This window comes from Oscillatoria sp. CS-180 (assembly GCF_028330965.1).
Lineage (GTDB): Bacteria > Cyanobacteriota > Cyanobacteriia > Phormidesmidales > Phormidesmidaceae > Halomicronema.
Window position 1 is genome coordinate 137,167 of sequence record NZ_JAQMUB010000052.1, and the last position, 20,623, is coordinate 157,789.

The window sequence follows — 20,623 nt, forward strand, 5'->3', positions numbered from 1 at the left end:
ATTGTTTTTTGGCTCTCATTACCCTGGCAGACGACTCTTTTGTGTGGGGAGCTGCACGACATTATCGTCTTTGATCTCACGGGCAACACGGGTCAGTAGAGCTGCACTGACTAAGCTCGAAATCATAGAGCTGCCACCATAGCTAAATAGCGGCAAAGGCAACCCCGTTGTCGGGAGGGCACCCACAGCAACGCCGATATTAAGGAATGACTGTCCAACCAGTAAGACCATAACGCCAACAGCGGTGAGGCGATGCAGAGGATGGGTGGCTCGTATTGCAATGATTGTGGCGAGGGAGGCGTAAGCTAGCAGCAGCAGCAGCAAAACGGCGCTACCCGCAAAGCCAAACTCTTCCGCGTAAACGGCAAAAATAAAGTCGGTATACTGAATCGGCAGATAAAAAAGCTTTTGTTCTGAGAAGCCAAAACCACTGCCGAACAGACCACCGGAACCGATCGCCAGCAAACTCTGAATCAGCTGATAGCCATTACCCATCGGATCTGCCCAGGGATTAAGAAAAGCCGTAACCCGTTCCCGCTGATAGGTGTTAGCGCCCAAACTAATAACGGCTGTTAGCAGACCTGTGGCGGCAGTCGTCAGCAGGAGGCGATAAGGCAGTCCGGCAGCTAAAGCAATGAGCCAGAGAGATAGGCCACAAATGGCGGCGGTGCTGAGGTTGGGCTGTAGAAGAATGAAGGCGATCGCAACTGCAAACAACGTCACCCATAGTCCCCGCGTGGACCAGGACAGCTGCGACCAGCGTCCAAATAGCCGTGCCGCTTGCAATATCAGCAGCGGTTTGAGGAGTTCGGAAGGCTGAATGAGAAAAGGACCGATCGCCAGCCAGCGAGTGGCGCCATTGATGGTGATCCCCAACGCGGGCATGAGGGTCAAAAAGAGCAGCCCCAATAAGCCGAAGAACAGCAGTCCTGAAAGGCGTACCAGTTTTGCCAACGGCTGACATACAATCCAGTTAAAGAGCGAAAGGCCAATGAACGCCCAGAGAAGTTGAATGGCGAGAAAGCGCCAGCCGATGCCTGTTTCGGCCAAGGCGATCGGATAGGACGCAGAGAAGAGCGTTACCAGACCGATCGCTAGCCAAACCAAGGTTAGCCAACGAACCGTCCTGGCCTCGCGGGACCACTGATAAATCGTTGGATCAATCACTGGAAACAGACGCCAAACCAAAGTCCTGCTGAGCTGTGGGGTCATAACGTTTCCGTTCGTGCAAGTTCCGTTATCAAGCGACATGCAGGATCTCTGTCCCGCAAATATCGGCAAAGTATAGCAAGAGATGTTGGGTTTGAGGCGATCGCAACAGCAGAACTTGTCAGCCTACGTAATAGTAATACTGTCAATGAGTTCGACCAGGCCTCGGAACGAGAGTCGAGTTTCGACTTGACGGAACTGACGACGGCCATAGCATCAGCTCATTGTCTTGAGCATACGAAGGAACTGACCAGAATGTACGGGTTAAAAGCAGTTGTAATCGGTGCGGGGATGGCTGGCTTGGCAACAGCCATTGCTCTACGTCAAGCCGGATATGAAGTAGACGTCTACGAGAAGACCTCGAAGATACGTCCAGCAGGAGCAGGTATTTCACTCTGGTCCAACGGCATCAAAGTTCTCAATCGGTTAGGACTAGGCGAAGCAGTTGCGGCTATCGGCGGTCAGATGAACCGTATGGAGTATCGCACTCACAAAGACGACCTGCTCAACGACATTGATCTGATTCCTCTTATGGAGAAAGTGGGGCAAAGACCCTATCCTGTTTCTCGGACCGACTTACAAGACATCATGGTGAACGCCTTTGGTGAAAACAACATCCATATGGGGATGCGATGTGTTGGCGTCAAACAAGATGAACAAAGCGCCACGGCGATCTTTGAAGACGGCAGCACCGCAACTGGGGATATCGTCATTGGAGCAGATGGCATTCATTCAGAAGTCCGCAGCTACATCGCGGGACCGACGGGAACGCGCTATGCCGATTACGTCAACTGGAACGGTCTAGTCGACATTGATGAAGATCTGCCTGCCCACGATAGCTGGGTGATTTACGTCGGTGAGGGCAAAAGGGCCTCAATGATGCCCGTTGGCGGCGATCGCTTCTACTTTTTCTTCGGTTGTCCAAAGCCCCAAGGCACGTCAACGGAACCAGAAGAGATTCCAGCAGAACTAGCAGGCATCTTTGCAGGCTGGGCAAAACCAGTGCAGCATCTGATTCAAAAGCTTGATCCCCAGCAGGTCAATCGTCTAGAAATCAGCGACCTTGATCCCCTACCTCAATTAGTGAAAGGCAGGGTTGCTCTAGTTGGAGACTCGGCCCACGCCTCGACACCGACCCTTGGACAAGGGGGATGTCAGGCCATGGAAGATGCTGAGGTGTTGTGTCGGTATCTAGTGACGACCAACATCAGCGTAGAAGACGCCCTCAAGCGATACGAAGCAGAGCGAAAAGAGCGCGTTGCTGACTTGGTCCTTAAAGCTAGAAAGCGGACCGACAAAATCTATAATAAGGTCCCCAAAGAAACTCAGGAATGGTACGAACAGCTCAAGTACGAATCGCCCCAAGATGTGACGGACGCCATTGCCAAAGTCATTCTAGGAGGGCCTTTCCGGTAGTACCGCTATGCGGAATTCAAAATGCAAAACTGCCTCACAGTGAGCCTTTTGAGCATTTGGAATGATGCACATACGTCCGTCGTCGAGTCCTAGTATCCGCTGAGGGATCCCCGCCGCTTGGCGGTACGCTCGGCCCAGCGAAAGATCAGCAAGCCTAGGGCCAGATACGCAATACCGTTCAACAGCGCTAAACCATAGGTGAGCCAGTCTAAGCCAATGTTTCTCGCCATGAGGTCTCGCAGTAGGCCCGTACTGGGGATCATGGGCAGCAGAAAGCGAAGCCCCTGCATGATGCCTGTCGATTCTTCTAGAGGGGCGGCGAGCAAAAACAGCAGGAGGAATTGAAAAACTCCCAGAATCTGCTGCACTCGCTTGAAGACCAACGCGCAGGCTCCCATCATGAAAGCGAATCCGTAACCTGCCATGACCAGAGAAAGGAGCGGCAGCAGCAGTGTGATTGGAAAGGATAAACGACTACCTGAAATGCCCATCAGCAAGAGGACAACGCCCACAATCAGGGTGAATCGCAAGGCTAGGCTAGCAACAGCCCTAGCTAGAAAAACACGGGGAGCACCAAAAGGAGACAAAAAGACTTGCTCTAAAGTACCGGTCTGGGCCTCTGACTGTAGCCCGATCGCAATGTCGTTGATGATGTACAGATTCAGCGTCCACAACACATAGCCAACGACAACAGCATCCAGGCGATCGCCGAAGGCAAAGCTTGGCCCTGCCATGTATCGAGCGCTGAGAAACAGGCCATAGAACACCGACGTCGTGATGATGAGACCTGCAATCACCTCAGCCGGGTAGCGGATGAACTGAATCCAAGTACGCTTCAGCTCGACGTAGAGTAAATCCATCATGACGTGGGTTCCTGATTATCTTGGACTAGCTTGAGGAAAACTTGAGTGAGGTCAGCGCGATCGCGCTGCACTGACATGAGCGGTAAGGGTTGAAGTGCCGCTAGCAGGGCATACAGCCCTTCGGACGTCCCAGCGTAAGTGATAGATTGGCCGTCCACGTGCCCCCCCAATCTGGCAATGGCAACGCGCTGCGTCTCGGTCGGTACACCATCCACTTCCAGGCGATAGGCCGAATCAGAAAATTCTCGCAGCAGGGACTCGGTAGATTGCTGTGTAATCATGCGTCCCCGTCGGATAATCGCAACCCGATCTGAGAGTTCCTCAGCCACGTCTAGCTGATGGGTGGTCAGCAAAATCGCCCGCCCCTCTTTAGCGATTTGTCGAACGAGGGTCTTTACCGTTTCACTGGCTTCGACATCAAGTCCCAATGTGGGTTCATCTAACAGCAGCAATTGAGGATTGTGGATTAGAGAAACCGCGATCGCCACTTTTTGCTGCATGCCCCGGGACAGGTTTTGCACAGGAGTCCTTCGCTTCTCTTCTAACCCAAAGCGGGCCAGCAGCTCTAAACCGCGCCGGTGAGCAATCTTGCGAGGAACTTGACGCAGGACGCCGAAGTACTCCAAATTCTCCTCCGGAGTCAACCGCCAGTAAAGATTGCGATTGCCCTCCAAAACGGCACCAATGTTGCGAAGGGCACGGGCACTACGATGGGGATCTTCTCCCACGACACGAACCTGCCCCCGATCAGGACGCACCAGCCCCGAAATCATTTTGATAGTAGTGGTTTTACCCGCTCCATTGGGACCCAAGAAGGCCAGAACTTCTCCTCTATGCAGTGTGAGTGAGACCTGATTAACGGCCTCAAATCGCCGCTTGCCACGTCCATAGGCTTTTGATAAGTCGCGGGTTGCCAACACCACGGATGAAGGCGATGGCTCCGTGACCTGCTCCAAACCCGGACGATTGATAAGTTGCACGACAGAATATCGCTCCTAGCTAAGGTTAGCTCTTTACTTATCTTAATATTCTGATGAGATTTCAACATAGCGGAATTGAAGAGCCAGGGCCATCGCCTCTGAGTAAGTCCTTCAAAGCCTCAGAATTTTGCCCGGAAGATTGTTCAGTACTTTGACTTGCAATCGTTCTTTGTCAAAGTTACGGCAGCGAATTAAATTTCGTCTCGAATATCCAATACCTGGCGCGTAGTTTCTAGCGCTTCTGATGCTCGTTTGAGCTTAGCTTCAAGATATTGCTTTTGGTTGACGAGCTGCCGCAACTGCTGGTTACGGGCGATCGCCTGACTCACAATACCCAGCTGCTCTGGTGGGCATATCTGGCACTGCATTTGACCATCCGCATCTAAGCTACAGAGACGATATTGTGTCCCTTGCACAAGACGGGCTGCCTGAGTTTGCTGGGACAGTTTTTCAACATAAGCTGCGATTTGCGCGGCATCTCCATATCGCAATACAGAGGCTGTGTCCTCCACAGTATTTTGAGGAGATTGATTGACCGCCTCTAGCCAACCGTCAATGATGGGACCTGCCATGTAGAGCTGCTGAATTTTAAATAAGGTATCTCTCAGAGCTTGATGCCAACCCACGATCGCCGTTTCCACATCGGCCAATAAATTGAGCGCTAGCGCCGCATTAGCATCGTTGCGATGACTACTAAAGTTAGGCCGCTTGGCTTTGGGAAATAGAGGCAGTGTTGCCTGTTCAGACACTGATTGTTTGGGTAAGGAGTAAGACACAGGGGGAGACGACGAGCCTGTCGCAGTAGCCTTCTTCTTAGAGGACACCGTTGACTGCGTGAATGATGGCAAGTCTAAAGAGGCGGATTTTTTAACCATTTCACTATTCCAAACTCGGCGCGATCGCACCTCGATTCCCCTTCGTTAACGCATACTTCAAATCCGATACAGGTCTTCATCAAAGCACACGGGTAGAATACCCGACATTTCTATTCAAAGGATGCAACAAAACTCATGATCTGCACCAACTTTTTCCTGATTTTCTAAACACAGCAGCAGAAATCATCATTGCTTTTTAAACTATACGATCACTTGTACTATAACTACCGAACTCTAGATTTTGGACCTTTACAAATTCAACGTCTCTTTAAATTGAACATCCCAGTCGCAGCATCAACCCCGATACTTCTTCCCGTTAAAACGCAGACCAATTCGAGGTCTTTTCCAAAAGACCTCTCCATAGGAAGACGACTGCAATGCCTCAGTTCAATAAGGTCAAATTTAGAGGCTGGATGTCTAGAACCAGCCTGTTTCAATTCTGTAAAGATTCAACTCTGTAAAGACCGCTGCCGAGGGATTTAGGCTTCTCCAACGTAGGGAAAACGCATGGCGTTCTTGTGCTACTACGTTCTTGTGATAGATGTATCAATGTTTTTCAGCAGATGAATATCTTTAAGTGGCTTTGGAAGACAACTCGCTTCCTTGCGTCTTTAGCCGCAGGGGAACAGGGGCAAAAAGCTTGGTGGATCAGAATTATTACTCAGGAACCCAACTGCACGTACTACTTTGGTCCCTTTGATGGGCGGAGCATTGCAACTGAACAGCAGTCTGGTTTCATTGAAGACTTGGAACTAGAAGGCGCCAAGGTTGTGACCGTCAACATTTTGTTCTGCTATCCATCAACTTTGACTATTGAAGGGACTCGTCAACTCAACTACTAAATTCTTTGATTGACAGGATTGATGCAGTTGAATCCGGTTTTGGCCCTTTGCCCGCTAAATTATGGAGAAGCCAAATTTAACGTCCCCCTAAATTGGAGGATGTCAGGGAGCCATGCGTAAGTCCTAATTGAAATAGGAACCCCAAAATTATTGACATGGCAGACAACTCTACCGCTAAAAAACCGACTGGCGATCTAGAGCAGGGCAACATTTATTTCGTCTATTTACCCAAAGTGCAGTCTGAAACGGTCAACGCTCTTGATGACGTGCAGCAACTTCACATCATTCTAGAACCTCATAATCATCAATGGTTTCGCCTAATTACGATTGGTAAGAAAACACTGCCTGATCCCAAAAGCTCAGGTCGTCAAGGCTGGTGTTATGTGGACAGTGTCACCGACTCCAATACTGAATTTGAAGAGGGCATGCGGCGCCGAACGTATCAGACTAAGACGCTAGGTGAACGGCTTCAGCCTGCTGCCCGGCCAGTTGGAGAAGGGGTTTATAGGTTGCTCACTTACGATGACCAGACCCGTCTGGTATATGCTTTAGAACTGCCCAAAGAATTGGGTGAAGCACAAAAACTATTCAATATCGGTAAGACGGGAGACTATATCGTCAGCGTCAAAAATCCTGACCAAAACTCTTCTGATGGCCAGGGTTTCCAGAAGGATAGCCGTAAAGCCGATTTCCCAGAATCATTGCAAGAGAGGTTTGGCGATCGCCGCTTTGCTTCGTTATCTTCAGTTGATTTTCTCGATTATGAAGGTGCTGAATTGCTGCTGATTGGCACTGATGCCGACAGTCCAGAAGCGATTGGTACGTCTTTGAGTCCACAGGACGAAGATGAAAGCTCTGCCGAAATCATCAACAAACTCAGGATGCGAAAGACACGACATCCTCTAGGACCGTTGCTTGAGGGCACCTTAGAGTAAGAGAGAAAGAAACTTTGGTCGACTGTAGTCAGCTATGACGACAAAACACAATTGCCGAATCGAGAATCGCATGAAATAATAGGAGATCGTGTCTCTTATTTTCTTGAGCTGATCTATCTGTCATGGCTAAAGGCGTTCGTTTGGTAATCACCTTGGAGTGTACGGAGTGCCGCACCAGCACCAATAAGCGGTCTCCTGGGGTTTCTCGGTACACCACTGAGAAAAATCGTCGGAATACCTCTGGTCGCATTGAACTCAAAAAGTTCTGTCCGCAGTGCAATACCCACACCGTGCATAAAGAAATTAAGTAATTGAACTCTGAGCAAACCATTAATTAGGTAGAACCAATGGCATATTTTCGTCGTCGTCTTTCTCCTATCAAGCCAGGAGACATTATCGACTACAAGGATGTAGATTTGCTTCGCAAATTCATCACAGAGCGAGGCAAGATCCTGCCCCGTCGGATTTCTGGCCTGACCGCAAAACAGCAGCGTGATCTAACGGTTGCAATCAAGCGGGCACGCATGTTGGCTTTGTTGCCCTACGTCAATCGCGAAGGCTAAGTTATTTCGTTGGCAGCTCAAGAGGGTTGGGTTGTAAGCGGCGATCGCTGAGACAGATAACACACCTACGGATATGGCATTGCTATCTGTCCAAACGGTAATCGTTAATACCTCAGGGCTTGCTTTAGCGTTGTTCTCTCAAGGGTTCTGAGCTGAAGTGCCGTTACTAACGACGTAATTGACAGCATAATCCCGTTGTCCTGATAGTTCTAAAATCGGAGCGTCTTGAGCAAGTAGGTCAGACGACCCTAGTTTGGATAAGCTAGGGACATATTGTGTAGCTGAAGGGAAGTTAAGGTTGTGCAGAAGGGGACGCTAGTCGAGTTCCAGGTGAAAGGCAGTCCTCGTCTAGGCATCCTAGATCGACCTGAGGGTAAGAAAAACTGGATCGTGCTAGATGATCGCGGCCAGTCCCACACGATTCATCCCCGCTCACTCACCTTCCAATTTGCGCAGCCAGTAGAAGAGGACTACACGGCAGAAGATCTCACTACGCTACAGGCCGAAGCTGAGAAATATATCGATCCCAGCAGCCTGCAAGTTGCTTGGGAACTGCTGCAAGAAGCTGGAGAATCAGTTGAGCCCTCCTCGCTAGCGCTGCTGCTATTTTCGGATCAAAGTTTTGCTTTTTGTTACGCAGCTCATCGGCTGCTAGCGGACGATACCATCTTCTTCAAACAGAAGGGCGATCGCTATGAACCACGCCCCCCAGCCCAGGTGCAGGAGCGTCTGCATCAGATTGAAAAAGAGGCTCAAAGGAAAGCGGAATGGGATGGTTTTTTAGGCCGAACTCAACAAAGGCTGGCAGGAGAATCAGTAGAATGGCAGAAGAGCGATCGCGTGCGCTTGGAAACCCTTGAAAAGTTCGCACTTTTAGGCGACGAGTCCAATCAAAAGGGTCAAGCTCAAGAGGTGTTGTCTGCTTTGGGTAGGCAAATGACCTCTGAATCAGCTTTTCATCTGCTAGTTGATTTAGGACTATGGAAGGTTCATGAGAATCTGGCGCTGCGACGTAGTCAAATTCCTGTGGATTTCCCTGAGGCTGTTGTAACAATGGCGCAGTATCGCCTGATCAATGTGTCACCTGACGCCGATGAAAATCGGCTCGATCTGACTGCCTTAAAAACTTACACCATTGACGACGAGAGTACTCGCGAAATTGACGATGCTCTCAGTATGGAAACTTTACCAGACGGACGACAGCGCCTCTGGGTTCATATTGCTGATCCAACCCGCTGGGTCGCTCCCGGTGATGCTTTAGATTTGGAAGCGCGTCGTCGCTGCACGACGGTTTATTTGCCAACTGGCATGGTGCCGATGTTCCCCATTGAGTTGGCAACCGGCCCCATGAGTTTGATTCAAGGAGAAGAACGCTGCGCTCTCAGCTTTGGTGTCGTCTTAACAGGAGCAGGGGCGATTGAGGAGTACTGTATTGCCGCAAGTCTGGTCAGGCCGACCTACCGGTTAACCTATGAAGACGTGGATGAGATGCTGGATCTAGGCATTCAGGCAGAGCCAGAACTGCTGGCGATCGCCCATTGGGCCAAAATTAGGGAACAGTGGCGAGCACAGCAGGGCGCTATCAATATTCACATGCCTGAATCCTCTATTCGAGTTCTGCAAGAGGATGAACAGGACTCAATCGACATTCGGGTATTAGATGACTCTCCCTCCCGGGAACTAGTCGCTGAGATGATGATCTTGGCGGGTGAAGTAGCCGCCCGTTATGGGCAAGACAATGCGCTGGCAATGCCCTTTCGGAGTCAGCCACAGCCTGAATTGCCGCCAGAGGAGGAGCTAATGCAGCTGCCCTCAGCCCTAGTTCGCTATTCCGCTATTCGCCGCTGTATGCCGCGCAGCGAGATGGGCATCACCCCCGCCCGCCACGCCACTTTGGGTCTGGAAGGCTACAGTCAGGTCACGTCTCCCATTCGCCGCTATACAGATCTGCTGGCCCATTTTCAAATTAAGGCTCATCTCCGGGGCGATCCGCTACCTTTTTCGTCAGACGAAATTACGGAGCTGACCCAGGGAGCTAGCTCAGGGGCCTATGAAGCTGTTCTTGTCGAACGTCAAACCAAACGCTACTGGGCCTTGGAATATTTACGTCGTCGGGGTCAAGAGACACTTTGGTCTGTGCTTTTACTGCGGTGGCTGCGAGAGAACGATCGCTTAGGGTTAGTTCTGTTTGAAGAACTGGGCCTTGAATTGCCCATGCGCTTCGAGCGCAACGTTGAACTGGGAGAACGGTTACAAATCAAAATCACCCACGCCAATCCTCGTCAAGACATCATTCGAATGCAGGAAGTGACCATCGAAGAAGAAACTGACTCTCTTGCTGAAGTCTCCAGTTAGGATCATCCCTTAGCTAGAACGATGGAGAGAGCTAGACCGTAATCCGTGGGCTAGAAATTGATCTCTCCTTCAGCCTTCATCCTGTTCTGGCGCTCCCTATAATAGGAGACTGTGAAAGTCGCCAATCTCCCAACCCTATGGCTAATAACGAGTCTCAACAGCCTGCCCAAAATGCATCAACATTGGACGAAATTCGGGCAGCGCGGCTACAGAAGGTCGAGCAGCTAACCCAAGCGGGCTTGACCCCGTTTGCGTATCGTTGGGAGAAGACCCACGATGCAGCTGACCTGCAGGCTAAATACGCGGATTTAAAGGCCGGGGGAGAAGTTGAGGATGAGGTAGCGATCGCCGGACGCATCCTGGCCCGTCGTGTCTTCGGCAAGCTAGCCTTCTTCAACTTGCAAGACGAGAGCGGCACCATACAGCTTTACCTGGATAAAAAAGTCATTCGTGACAGCATGGCCGACAATCCCAATGCGTTCAATCAGGTCAAGCAGCTGACGGACGTTGGCGACTTGATTGGCGTTCGTGGCACTATCAAGCGCACAGAAAAAGGTGAACTGTCGGTCAAAGTGCAGGAGTATGCCCTCCTGACTAAATCTCTGCTCCCATTGCCGGACAAGTGGCACGGGCTAACCGATGTGGCTAAGCGTTATCGTCAGCGCTATGTCGATCTGATTGTGAATCCTGACGTGCGGGAGACGTTTCGTAAGCGGGCGCTGATCACGTCGACCATTCGTCGATTTTTTGAAGACCGGGGATTTTTAGAAATTGAGACTCCCGTCCTGCAAGGAGAGGCTGGGGGGGCAGAGGCTCGTCCCTTTGTGACTTATCACAACACGCTGGATATGGAGCTTTACCTCCGGATTGCCACCGAACTGCATTTGAAGCGGTTGGTCGTAGGGGGATTTGAGAAGGTTTTCGAAATTGGTCGTATCTTTCGCAACGAAGGCGTCTCAACTCGCCATAATCCCGAGTTCACCAGCATCGAAGTCTATGAAGCCTACGCGGACTACAACGACTTCATGACTATGACGGAAGAACTGATTTCAGAAATCAGCCGTTCCATCTTAGAAACGACCCAAATCACCTATCAAGACCACACGATTGACCTGACCCCACCGTGGCGACGCATTTCTATGCATGATTTGGTGAAAGAGGAAACCGGCTTGGATTTTAACCAACTTACAGATTTGGCTGAAGCTAAAAGCAAAGTAACTACCCTGGGCATTAAAAACATTGAGGAGTGTGATTCGCTTGGTCGCTTGCTCAACACGGTGTTTGAAGAAGCCGTTGAGGCGAACCTAATTCAGCCGACCTTCGTCATTGACTATCCGGTTGAAATTTCGCCGCTCTCGAAACCCCACCGCAGCAAGCCAGGACTAGTTGAACGGTTTGAGCTATTTATTGCAGGACGAGAAACGGCCAATGGCTTTTCAGAGCTGACCGATCCGATCGATCAGCGGGCTCGGTTTGAAGAGCAGGCGGCTCGCAAAGCCGCAGGGGATTTAGAAGCTACAGGCGTTGATGAGGACTTCTTGACAGCGCTGGAATATGGCATGCCGCCGACTTGCGGTCTGGGAATTGGTATTGATCGCCTCACCATGCTGCTCACGAACAGCCCTAGCATCCGCGATGTCATTGCTTTTCCGCTCCTTAAACGCGATCGCGCCGACGAAACAGCAGAGACTTCTGACAAGAACAGTGAATGAAGAAACTTTTGGACAGCTCACTCTCTTGACTTAGCAGACTCCTGCTCTGCTGTCTACAAAATAGTGAGGTAAGTATCAACAGATTCTTCGGGCAAAACTCTGAGTTTCTGATTCCGCAAGTCCAACTCAATACCAAGGGCTTCCAGGGGAATGACCCCTAAGAGAGCATTTCGTCCCCCAGGGAGTTCTAGACATTCAAACGTCCCTTCCCGTTTCATGAGGGAAATACGTGCATCTTGGAAAATACGGGCTTTGCTAAAGCCCGTCGCGGTTGCTGCATCGACTTCCTTCAGAAGTTCCAGACCAAGCTGTTGGATTGCCTCTGAAGGTAAGCAGAGGGTAGTCGCCCCCGTATCGACAAGAACATCATTCAGCGTGATAGAGCGTATTTGATCTGCGGAAATGTAGCCTCGGGTAGCCGCTGATTGATCAGCGCGGTTGGTGATGGTGAGTGTGGTGAGAATCTTACCCGTTGCTTGGTCTGTAGACATAGCGACCCTCCAAGTTGCCCTATTGCCATTTTAGAAGCACATACAGACCACTCTCTCGGATAGGTCGGTCTCACCCATCCCCCCTCTACTCTCCCACTCCGATCCACCGCTCCCATCAACTTCAACGCTGTCCGTTGCCCTTTCGTCAGCCCGATCTCGCCTGTTATATCCATTCCAGCTCAGGCGCGATCGTCAATTCCCCGTAGATATTCACACAGGCCTACGCCTAAACAAAGTTTCATCAATCCTGGCTTTCAACAAATAGACTGGCTTCTTGAAACACTTGTGCGATGTCAGGTTTATCGACAGCAGTGACGGTGTCGGGAAGATGCTTGTGATGTGGAAAGGTAGACAGATCAGGAAAATGAGGGGTGCTGTCATAGCGGAAAACCATTTTGTTGTCCTTATTCTGAAAGTGATATCGATAATCGATATGGGTGATTTGCCCATCAATGACTAGGATCGCTTCGCTGACTGCTAGCAGATAGTTGCCTTTGAAGCGAATGCGTAGCTTGAGATTTGCTCTCTCGGTCGTCAGGATAGTGGCATTGAATTGTTCGACGTACACATTGGGAAGGTCGAGCAATCGTTCTTCAACGAGATCGAAGTAAACCGTTAGAACATCACGCGACACTGGTAAGTTTTGCCTCTAGTTCCTGATGCAAAGCTAAATAGTGTTGGTAATCACTAGCCCACTCAACGAAATCTTCATCGTCCGAAATTTGCCCCTGGCTGTACTTGTTGAAAAATTCAACGGAGTCCATTTGATATTGGGTTTCGTAGGTGTTGAGCTGCTTGGCCAAGGCGATTAGCGCATCTAGCGGTGACGTGTATTCAATGATCTGTTTACGCATGTGAAACTTCCGACAACTTCAAAGATGCTTGTTCTGTGGGCAGAGTGTACTTCCAAGATTCCTACCCTCATTGTAGAAGTGCAGATACGAGGAGATCGTCCCCATTCTTACTCCAAAGCCCTTTCTGCTTTCTGACTTTATCCTTCTGCCTTGTCAATGGCTCCCATCAGCTTCAACGCCGTTCGTTGCCCTTCTGTCAAGCCTATAGCGCCTGTGATGTCCATTCCGGTACAAACCCGATTATCAATTACATCCAGACACTTACCCGTGTTTACATCCCAAAATCGAATGGTTTCATCAACGCTACCCGAGACTAAGGTTTGTCCATCAGGACTGAAACTTACAGATTTAACCCAATCTGAATGACCCTGCAGGCTATGAATACAGATGTTTTCCTTTATTGACCAGAGCTGTACTGTCGAGTCTTCACTACCAGAGGCCAGAATTTGTCCATCCGGACTGAAGATGACACACAAAACCCGGTCTGAATGGTAATTGAGGCTGCAAATACAGGTTCCATCAACAATCGACCAGAGTTTTACCGTATGATCGAAACTGCCCGACGCTATGGTTTGCCCATCTGGGCTAAAAGCTACAGAAGAGACTTGATCGGAATGTCCCTCAAATGTATGCACACACTGATTATTAGCTATTGACCATAGCTTAATAGTGCTGTCACTACTACATGAAGCCAAGATCTGACCATCCGGATTGAAGCTCACACATAGAACCCTACCTATATGGCCCTTAAGGGTTTCAGTCTGAGTTTTGCTATCCGTTGACCACAACCTTACAGTACTGTCGGCGCTACCAGAAGCCAAAATTTTTCCATCTGGGCTAAAGGCCACAGACCAAACGCGCCCTTTGTGTCCTTTAAAGGTATGTACAGAGTTTCTGCTAACCATCGACCATAGTTTGATAGTGGAGTCACTACTGCTCGAGGCCAAGCTTTGTCCATCTGGACTGAAAGCTACGGAAGAAACTGTACCTGAATGGTCATTGAAGTTAAGGATAAAGGTCGTGTTAGCCATTGACCTTATTTTTACTGTGTTGTTACCGCTACCAGAAGCTAAAGTTTTTCCATCCGGGCTAAAGGCTACAGACCAGACCCAGCATCCATGACTTCCAATGGTTTGAATACGACTATTATCTTCTGTCAACCATAGCTTTATTGTGTTGTCACCTCCTCCTGAGGCTAAAGTTTTCCCATCTGGGCTAAAAACTACGGCTCTAACCCAGCTTGTATGTCCTACGAAAGTGTTTACGCAGTCACCATTCTCCGTAGCCCAAAGCTTGATAGTGCTGTCCTCTCCTCCCGAGGCCAAGGTTTTTCCATCTGGGCTAAAAACTACGGCTCTAACCGGGCTTGTATGCCCGTTGATGACATGAGTGCACTGACCACTGTCTATTGACCATAGTCTTACTGTTGTGTCAGCACTGCCTGAAGCCACAGTTTGCCCATCCGGGCTAAAGCTTGCAGACCACGCCCAGTCAGAATGTCCTTTAAAGGTCTGTACGCACCCACCACCAACTATCGACCACAATTTCAACGTTGTATCGGCACTGCTTGAGACTAAATTTCTTCCACTCTGATCAAAAGCTACAGATGTAACCCGATCTGAATGGCCTTCTAAGATACAGGTGCAATCGCCAGTCTCGACTGACCATATCCTTATTGTGGCGTCAGCACTACCTGAAGCTACTAATTTTGCATCCGGGCTTATCGCAACAGATCTCACCCAATTTGAATGACCGGTGAAAGTGCGGATACATTCACCACTATCTATGGACCAAAGTCTTACTATTGCATCCCTGCCACCTGAGACTAATTTCTGTCCATCTGGGCTAAAGGTTACTGACCTAACACCGCCTAAGTGGCCCAAGCAAAACAATAATACTTGGCCAGTTGCAATTCTCCAGATTTGTACGCTGCCTTTACTATCACCGATAGCAAGGTATTCGCCTGTTGGACTAAACGCTAAAGAATTTACATGACCGATAGCTTTGGAAAATACAGACTCTTCCAGCTGAGCACCCTGTAGTTTCACTTGACGTAAAAAGGTTTTAGTAAAGTCAATACCCAGCAACTTAGTGCCGTTCAAGTTGCTGCCTTCCAAAGCATAAGGAGTTTTAGCTAACATCAGTTGAACAACATTTCCTCCAAAGTATCTAACTTCCTTGAGTGCCCTCTCTCGTGTTGACGATAATAGCGGCAACAACAGATCGCGTACTTTCTCCCCATCTAACATTGGATGTGCCAGATCCAGTACTGCCTTCGCTAGCTTTGCTCCATTCAATAGTGACAGTAGTGCGTCAAATGCCATTGTCTTAAAGTCGCCCAGCGGAGCCATGATTTCTGGTACGCCATCTGCACCGCAGCTCCGGCGAAAATAGTCCCCCCAGGTGTATTCCTGAGGTGCTGCGGTCTCATCCAAATGTGTCTGCTGGCGTGCCATCGCCGTGAAATCCTCTGACATTGCCCCTAATGACGCCACGATTTTGTATGCCGCGAAGAACTCCAGCAGAGATCGATGGGCGGGGCTGTAGTCGCCTTCGGAGTTGCGGATGAGCATGGTTTGGCCCATCATGTCGTGACGCCAGTAGTCCAGTTCTCGTTCTTCTTTGAGCCGATCGCCAAACATGGCCTGCAATCTTTCAGGAAACGATCGGTAGTTGAGGCTCATGCGGTTGGTGGAGAGCATTTCCCAGGAGAGTTCGCAGAGGAAGTAGAGCTTGTCGGCCAGGGAGGTGAAGGTGCGATCGCTCTTGATATCGCGATTCATCTTGGCGGTGACGGCGTAGAGATAGACCCGCGCCATGTCTACAGGTTTTCCGGCCTCAATCTCTGGCAGGGCTTCGAGAATTAGATCTACCATCACGGGACGCTGGGCCAGATCCCGCAGTTGAGGATTGCCCATCACCATCTGCACCGTACTTTCCTGAGCTTTGCGCCCGAGCAGAGTAGCAATCTGGTCGTCAGTGAATTTTTCCAGATCCAGTACTTCAAACTGAGGGGATTCTCCGGTGAGGTTAGCGGTGGAGGCTTTCAGTTCAGCGTTGAGGAGTCGGCGACCGGCGATCGCATCGGGAAAGTGTTCGGTGCGACAGGTAAGGATGGCTTTGGCTCCCGGCACGACGACTTTGGACAGTTCCCAGAAGTTGTCGATCATGGACTGACGGTTCACCCGTGCCGCCATTTCGTCGAAGCCATCGAAAATCAGCAGCAGCTTACCCATGCGGTTCAACTGCTCGAAGATGGAGTAGGTTCTGAGGATCTCGTGCTTGCGGAAGAAGAACTCAGACAGCAGCGATTCCACGGTGACGGCTTTGGCATAGTCCCGCAGGGGCACGACGATAGGCACGCGGGGGCGTTCGAGACCACGTTTTTTAGCGTCTTGGTAGCGCTGGAGGGCTGTCCAGGCATAGTGCAGGGCGAACCAGGTTTTGCCCGTGCCGAATTCCCCCAGCACGGACAGGTGTTCCTTGGCCGGATCGTCTAGCCACTGGTCCACATAGCCGTCGATCCAGCCGTCGGCTTCGTCGTAGACGCTGACGCCAATTTTCTGCTGGCTGACGGGGTCTAATTCATCTTTGCGACAGGCCAATGGCAGATAGTCTGTATCCACATGCTTTTGCTGAATGTCTGCCGCCAGCCAGTCCAGATATTTGCTGAAGTCGGCGTCTTCATCTAGCAGTTCGTCAAAGGTGTAGCAGGTGATGGTGTCGTAGTGGGTGTCTTCCTGGGTGGCTGTGCGGGCGGCTTTGCTGACACGACGATTGCCGACTAGCCAGCCTTCGTCTGTGTTGGTGCGCGCGATCGCCTGCTGAAAATCTTGCAGGTCAGCCATGCCGACTTCTCCCGCCACGCCGCGCACCAAGATACGGGCCACTTTGCGGCGGGTCATGGGAAAGTTGATGATCCACTCAAAGGAATCCTCTGTCCAGGTTTCATAGTCGGGATCGCGATCATAATCCAGCACATCGAACCACTCCCCGAGTTGACGAGCCAAATCTACGGCGCGGCTGGTCTCGGCAGCAGCAGGTAAGGCAAGGGTTTCGTCGGCTCCCGCGAGCTGATTTACCCGCTGGTTGATGGCCTCCAAGCTGGGGAGCTGCTGGATTTGAGTTTGCAGGGTTTGCAGTGATCGCTGAAGACTATCAAGCTTTTGTTCTTGGCGGATCTCTTTAGGCGATCGCGTCTGCTTCACCACCTCCACAAACACTGCTGCAAAGGTGCCTAACTCCCGTTTGGGATCCATTTGTGGCAGTTGCTTGCCCAGTCTGAATTGGGCGATCTCTTCTCCCTTTCGCAGCCATCCTTTCGGGTCATTGTTTTGATAGACCGTCTGAAATAAATCGCGCACGTCCTTGGCTTTGAAAAAGGTCACCAGCTCGGGTGGCTTGCACAGCCCCTCGTCATCAAAGGCATATTCCACCAGGGCATAGGCATAGAGGTCTTCAAAAGCGGTCAGCACCTCAACGGAATCCAGGTTGAATCGCTTTAGCAGACGAATTACGCGATCGTTGCGACCAATTTTCTCTTTAAGGCCCGTCGCATCTAAAACCGCATCAATTACTTTTTCAATCACAAATTCCATCGCTGTGCCCGATTAAAACTCCCAACACTCAGGAGGCCGTCATGTCAGCTTTAGCGTAACCCAACAAAATCTTTATCCCGCTTCTCTTTTTGGGAGTTGCAGATAGTGAGAGAACTGATGCGATCGAGCGATGCGATCCCCCGTTCTAGCCCCGCAAGCCGCTAAATACTCCGCTTGATGTGGCTTGATAACTGTTGGATAAACGCTTCCGTTTTTCTCGGCAAATAGGCTTGGGCTACCTAAACAGCGTGAATAGGAAAACTTTTCAAGCGATATCCTGATAGGATTTTGCGAACTTTTCATTTCACTCGTGTAGCCGCTAAGGAGTTTGCCCTCGGGGCATCTCTGTTGCGGCGATCGGGCTAGGACCGATGGACACGCCGTTTTTCTATGGACCGGAAACACTCGAACGAGTGCGTTCTACAAGTCGCTCCCATGGGATATCGCTGCGCTGCAAGACTGGGTGCCATCTACTTTTCTGGGTTCGCGAGGGTCGATTTTCCTCGACATCTAGCCAACTCACGATGGCAGAAAGCTATCATCCATAATTTGAGATAGCTTGAACTCGCACTCACTAGGGGAGGTATCTGCCGGAAGCTGAGTTTCAGCAGCGGCTTGATTAATTGCGTCGGCATAAGCCTCGGATAGCATTGTTTCTAGCTGAGGTTTGAGACTGGGGGAGTCTTTTAATGCCTTACGAATACGGCGACGATGTTCGACGATGCTGCCTGCCCAGCTTCCACTCCTTTTGTTAGGCTGATATTGCCACTTCAGCAAGTGCAGTAGCAATATTGTCAAATTGCTTTCTAGGCTTCGCCGCTCCCGCTTTCCTATATCTTCGATTTCTTCGATCAGGTTGGCCCAATCGACGTGGTTGTAGTCCTGACGGCGCAGCTTGTCCACAGTGATCGCGATCCACTGCATGTAATCGGTGTCGTATAGGGTCACTAGAGAACTGCTGGATTGGGTAGCTGTCATCGGTCAGGTCGACATCAGCAGGTTACGGGTTTGATCATAGCAGGTACGATTTTGGGGTCGCTGGAACCATTGAATTGCTAGATGTACTTACCGTTTAAGGGCTATCAGACTGTGCTACTCGTTGCAGAATAGAAAGTACCTGATAGAGTTCATTACCCGGATTGAGCAAAGAAAACAATTTGGACGTTGCGTATTGAACCGTTGGCTGACGCTGAGCTCTTAGGAACAAAAACTCGGTGCCGTTAGTAATAAACCCAAACGTCGGGCGCTCCGGATCGGGCTTGCCCAGCATGTAGGCCAAGGTTTGTGGCAAGGCACGAGTCACTGCAAAATCGCTACGCTTTGATTCAATAACCACTAACCAAAACGATTCATTCAACACCAAAAATTCAATTCGCCCGCGAATGATGGTTTCTGCGTCTTCTAATTCAATATCAATGCTGGTTTCCGTCGTAATGCGAAAGGGGCGGCGATAAAAGCCTGCCAGGTCTAGGAGCGGTCCCAGAACAACCATCTTGACGCTATTTTCTAGAACCGGGGAGTCTTCGAGGAAGTCTAAATAGTTAGCTTTTACTCGAGCTAAAGCCTGCTGAGCCAATTCGCTAATAGGCTCCATGCCCCCCTGCCATTCTGCGAAGAAGGAGACATCGGTAGCTGCTTGTAAATTGAGGATCTGCTTCAGAGTCCGCAGAGTCACTTCAGGAGCGGGAATCGCTTGAATCATCGCACCTCCTTTCTTATACACCTAGTGTGCCTTGTAAAGGCCGGGTGTGCTCCCACTCTGATATATGAAGTAGGGTGGCATCGCCCACCAAAACCAGCCCGTAGGAAGTGGGCACCAAAACTTCTCATGCCGAATTGTTTAATGGGTTAAGCGAATATAAAAGGTGGGCAGTGCCCACCCTACCGGCTCTTTCGTCCGCTGCTTACACAAAAAATCAGAACACTCTCTGATTTCTCAAAAATTGCTTCATTCTGAAAATCTGTATTTACTGTCTTCGAGCAAAACAGGGTTGTAGCTAAAGCGGGTAGGGTGGGCACTGCCCACGCCATTTTCACATCTATTCTCCAAAGCATAGACCAACCTCATCAAACCATCTAAAACTCGCCCTTGAGCCACTGCATCGACAAGCCCAATCTCGACGATAAACACCCTCACCCACCAGCTTGTGAAAACTGGAATAACGCCATTGATGCGGGCAATCCACCAAACCATGCTTGACAGGGTTGTAATGAACGTAATCAAGACAACGGGACAACTCTGCCTCGCTACGAATAGTATGCTCCCAAAACCGACGCTGCCAAACATCGCTCTCCCGGTGCTTGCGACGAGACGGTGACAACACAGTCGGTCTTGTATTCTGACCTTTTAATGCTCTCGTAAACAACACCTTGATGCGTCCTACCCGTTTGGAATAGTTACTATCTGCTGGCGGTAACGTCCAAATAAAGTGAAGATGGTCTGGCAAAATAACTGCGGCAGCGATCGCAAAGTCTGCTTCGTTTTTGGTTTGTCTAACTGCTTGACGCAGGCGTTCAATATTCTCTGAGCTGTCAAAAAGTAGCCGACGACGATAGGTAACCAATGTCAGAAAAACAGTGCTTCCAGGAATATAGGCACGGCGATAGTAGGGCATTCAACAGATGATTTAGCGGATGCATTCAACGTGCCCAAGATGAGATGTTGATTATGGGTTGTGGGTGCGTGGGCACTGCCCACTCCACTCATTTGTAGCTCTACTTCGCTACGCAGAGTATATTCCCAAAATCGCTGTTGCCAAACCTCACTTTCCCGATGTTTACGACGCGATGGCGGAAGAGTGGGTGCGTGGGCACTGCCCACCCTACTCATTTATAGCTACTTCATCACGGCGATTAGTGCCGCATAATCGCCGTGATGAAGTAGAGCGGGTGGTGCTCATCATCATGCCGCTCTGTGCAAGGCACAGAGC

19 protein-coding genes are annotated in these 20,623 nt (G+C 50.2%); 7 read left to right on the top strand and 12 right to left on the bottom strand.

Translation table 11 applies throughout. The features are described 5' to 3' along the window. Positions 1–18: 18 nt before the first annotated feature. Positions 19–1,212, bottom strand: coding sequence for an FtsW/RodA/SpoVE family cell cycle protein (locus PN498_RS13010; RefSeq protein ID WP_272063231.1), 1,194 nt, complete (start codon positions 1,210–1,212; stop codon positions 19–21). 252 nt (positions 1,213–1,464) lie between these two features. On the opposite strand from PN498_RS13010, the gene hpxO reads away from it, so the two are divergent. Further along, positions 1,465–2,625 carry an FAD-dependent urate hydroxylase HpxO gene (hpxO, locus tag PN498_RS13015; RefSeq protein ID WP_272063232.1) on the top strand — a complete coding sequence of 387 codons (1,161 nt, stop codon included), beginning with the start codon at positions 1,465–1,467 and terminating at the stop codon, positions 2,623–2,625. Positions 2,626–2,714: 89 nt separating this feature from the next. Here hpxO and PN498_RS13020 read toward each other — a convergent pair whose 3' ends face one another. From PN498_RS13020 to PN498_RS13030, 3 genes are all read right to left on the bottom strand, one after another. After that, positions 2,715–3,488, bottom strand: a complete 774-nt coding sequence (locus tag PN498_RS13020) for an ABC transporter permease (RefSeq protein WP_272063233.1) — start codon at positions 3,486–3,488, stop codon at positions 2,715–2,717. Beyond that, positions 3,485–4,468, bottom strand: coding sequence for an ABC transporter ATP-binding protein (locus PN498_RS13025; protein WP_272063234.1), 984 nt, complete (start codon positions 4,466–4,468; stop codon positions 3,485–3,487). Before PN498_RS13025 ends, PN498_RS13020 begins: the two co-directional genes overlap by 4 nt. Positions 4,469–4,659: 191 nt before the next feature. After that, the gene (locus tag PN498_RS13030) at positions 4,660–5,343 is read right to left on the bottom strand and encodes a hypothetical protein (RefSeq protein WP_272063235.1); all 684 of its coding nucleotides are present in this window, start codon (positions 5,341–5,343) and stop codon (positions 4,660–4,662) included. A 563-nt stretch (positions 5,344–5,906) separates the two neighbouring features. On the opposite strand from PN498_RS13030, the gene PN498_RS13035 reads away from it, so the two are divergent. From PN498_RS13035 to lysS, 6 genes are all read left to right on the top strand, one after another. Continuing rightward, on the top strand, positions 5,907–6,185 hold the full coding sequence (locus PN498_RS13035; RefSeq protein WP_272063236.1) for a DUF1816 domain-containing protein: 279 nt from the start codon (positions 5,907–5,909) through the stop codon (positions 6,183–6,185). 155 nt (positions 6,186–6,340) lie between these two features. After that, entirely contained in the window at positions 6,341–7,120 is a 780-nt protein-coding gene (locus PN498_RS13040; RefSeq protein ID WP_272063237.1) for a hypothetical protein, read from the top strand. Positions 7,121–7,242: 122 nt separating this feature from the next. Next, positions 7,243–7,431: a 50S ribosomal protein L33 gene (rpmG, locus tag PN498_RS13045; RefSeq protein ID WP_272063238.1), complete on the top strand. Its 189-nt coding sequence runs from the start codon at positions 7,243–7,245 to the stop codon at positions 7,429–7,431. 36 nt (positions 7,432–7,467) lie between these two features. Continuing rightward, positions 7,468–7,683 carry a 30S ribosomal protein S18 gene (gene rpsR / locus PN498_RS13050; protein WP_272063239.1) on the top strand — a complete coding sequence of 72 codons (216 nt, stop codon included), beginning with the start codon at positions 7,468–7,470 and terminating at the stop codon, positions 7,681–7,683. Between the two features lie 300 nt (positions 7,684–7,983). Beyond that, on the top strand, positions 7,984–10,038 hold the full coding sequence (locus PN498_RS13055) for a ribonuclease catalytic domain-containing protein (protein WP_272063240.1): 2,055 nt from the start codon (positions 7,984–7,986) through the stop codon (positions 10,036–10,038). Between the two features lie 137 nt (positions 10,039–10,175). After that, positions 10,176–11,750: a lysine--tRNA ligase gene (gene lysS, locus PN498_RS13060; RefSeq protein ID WP_272063241.1), complete on the top strand. Its 1,575-nt coding sequence runs from the start codon at positions 10,176–10,178 to the stop codon at positions 11,748–11,750. Positions 11,751–11,803: 53 nt separating this feature from the next. Here lysS and PN498_RS13065 read toward each other — a convergent pair whose 3' ends face one another. The 8 genes from PN498_RS13065 to PN498_RS13100 form a co-directional block, all read right to left on the bottom strand. Beyond that, positions 11,804–12,241, bottom strand: a complete 438-nt coding sequence (locus PN498_RS13065; protein ID WP_272063242.1) for a retroviral-like aspartic protease family protein — start codon at positions 12,239–12,241, stop codon at positions 11,804–11,806. Positions 12,242–12,482: 241 nt separating this feature from the next. Beyond that, positions 12,483–12,875 (bottom strand): toxin TumE, encoded by a 393-nt coding sequence (gene tumE, locus PN498_RS13070; RefSeq protein WP_272063243.1) that lies wholly within the window; start codon positions 12,873–12,875, stop codon positions 12,483–12,485. Then, positions 12,865–13,095, bottom strand: a complete 231-nt coding sequence (tumA, locus tag PN498_RS13075; RefSeq protein ID WP_272063244.1) for an antitoxin TumA — start codon at positions 13,093–13,095, stop codon at positions 12,865–12,867. The genes tumE and tumA overlap by 11 nt, the downstream gene beginning before the upstream one ends. Before the next feature lie 137 nt (positions 13,096–13,232). Beyond that, entirely contained in the window at positions 13,233–17,693 is a 4,461-nt protein-coding gene (locus PN498_RS13080) for an NACHT and WD40 repeat domain-containing protein (RefSeq protein ID WP_272063245.1), read from the bottom strand. A gap of 519 nt (positions 17,694–18,212) precedes the next feature. Further along, positions 18,213–18,671 (bottom strand): DUF29 domain-containing protein, encoded by a 459-nt coding sequence (locus PN498_RS13085; RefSeq protein WP_272063246.1) that lies wholly within the window; start codon positions 18,669–18,671, stop codon positions 18,213–18,215. A gap of 94 nt (positions 18,672–18,765) precedes the next feature. Beyond that, positions 18,766–19,395, bottom strand: a complete 630-nt coding sequence (locus PN498_RS13090) for a restriction endonuclease subunit R (RefSeq protein ID WP_272063247.1) — start codon at positions 19,393–19,395, stop codon at positions 18,766–18,768. 337 nt (positions 19,396–19,732) lie between these two features. After that, on the bottom strand, positions 19,733–20,308 hold the full coding sequence (locus PN498_RS13095) for an REP-associated tyrosine transposase (RefSeq protein WP_272063248.1): 576 nt from the start codon (positions 20,306–20,308) through the stop codon (positions 19,733–19,735). After that, entirely contained in the window at positions 20,260–20,523 is a 264-nt protein-coding gene (locus PN498_RS13100; protein WP_272063249.1) for a hypothetical protein, read from the bottom strand. The genes PN498_RS13095 and PN498_RS13100 overlap by 49 nt, the downstream gene beginning before the upstream one ends. Positions 20,524–20,623: the final 100 nt, after the last annotated feature.

What these genes read in the sequence shown, in the direction of transcription:
- PN498_RS13010 (WP_272063231.1), bottom strand. Translation starts at nt 1,212, where the DNA reads ATGACCCCACAGCTCAGCAGGACTTTGGTTTGGCGTCTGTTTCCAGTG.
- hpxO (WP_272063232.1), top strand. Translation starts at nt 1,465, where the DNA reads ATGTACGGGTTAAAAGCAGTTGTAATCGGTGCGGGGATGGCTGGCTTG.
- PN498_RS13020 (WP_272063233.1), bottom strand. Translation starts at nt 3,488, where the DNA reads ATGATGGATTTACTCTACGTCGAGCTGAAGCGTACTTGGATTCAGTTC.
- PN498_RS13030 (WP_272063235.1), bottom strand. Translation starts at nt 5,343, where the DNA reads ATGGTTAAAAAATCCGCCTCTTTAGACTTGCCATCATTCACGCAGTCA.
- PN498_RS13035 (WP_272063236.1), top strand. Translation starts at nt 5,907, where the DNA reads ATGAATATCTTTAAGTGGCTTTGGAAGACAACTCGCTTCCTTGCGTCT.
- PN498_RS13040 (WP_272063237.1), top strand. Translation starts at nt 6,341, where the DNA reads ATGGCAGACAACTCTACCGCTAAAAAACCGACTGGCGATCTAGAGCAG.
- rpmG (WP_272063238.1), top strand. Translation starts at nt 7,243, where the DNA reads ATGGCTAAAGGCGTTCGTTTGGTAATCACCTTGGAGTGTACGGAGTGC.
- rpsR (WP_272063239.1), top strand. Translation starts at nt 7,468, where the DNA reads ATGGCATATTTTCGTCGTCGTCTTTCTCCTATCAAGCCAGGAGACATT.
- lysS (WP_272063241.1), top strand. Translation starts at nt 10,176, where the DNA reads ATGGCTAATAACGAGTCTCAACAGCCTGCCCAAAATGCATCAACATTG.
- PN498_RS13065 (WP_272063242.1), bottom strand. Translation starts at nt 12,241, where the DNA reads ATGTCTACAGACCAAGCAACGGGTAAGATTCTCACCACACTCACCATC.
- tumA (WP_272063244.1), bottom strand. Translation starts at nt 13,095, where the DNA reads ATGCGTAAACAGATCATTGAATACACGTCACCGCTAGATGCGCTAATC.
- PN498_RS13080 (WP_272063245.1), bottom strand. Translation starts at nt 17,693, where the DNA reads ATGGAATTTGTGATTGAAAAAGTAATTGATGCGGTTTTAGATGCGACG.
- PN498_RS13085 (WP_272063246.1), bottom strand. Translation starts at nt 18,671, where the DNA reads ATGACAGCTACCCAATCCAGCAGTTCTCTAGTGACCCTATACGACACC.
- PN498_RS13090 (WP_272063247.1), bottom strand. Translation starts at nt 19,395, where the DNA reads ATGATTCAAGCGATTCCCGCTCCTGAAGTGACTCTGCGGACTCTGAAG.
- PN498_RS13095 (WP_272063248.1), bottom strand. Translation starts at nt 20,308, where the DNA reads ATGCCCTACTATCGCCGTGCCTATATTCCTGGAAGCACTGTTTTTCTG.
- PN498_RS13100 (WP_272063249.1), bottom strand. Translation starts at nt 20,523, where the DNA reads ATGAGTAGGGTGGGCAGTGCCCACGCACCCACTCTTCCGCCATCGCGT.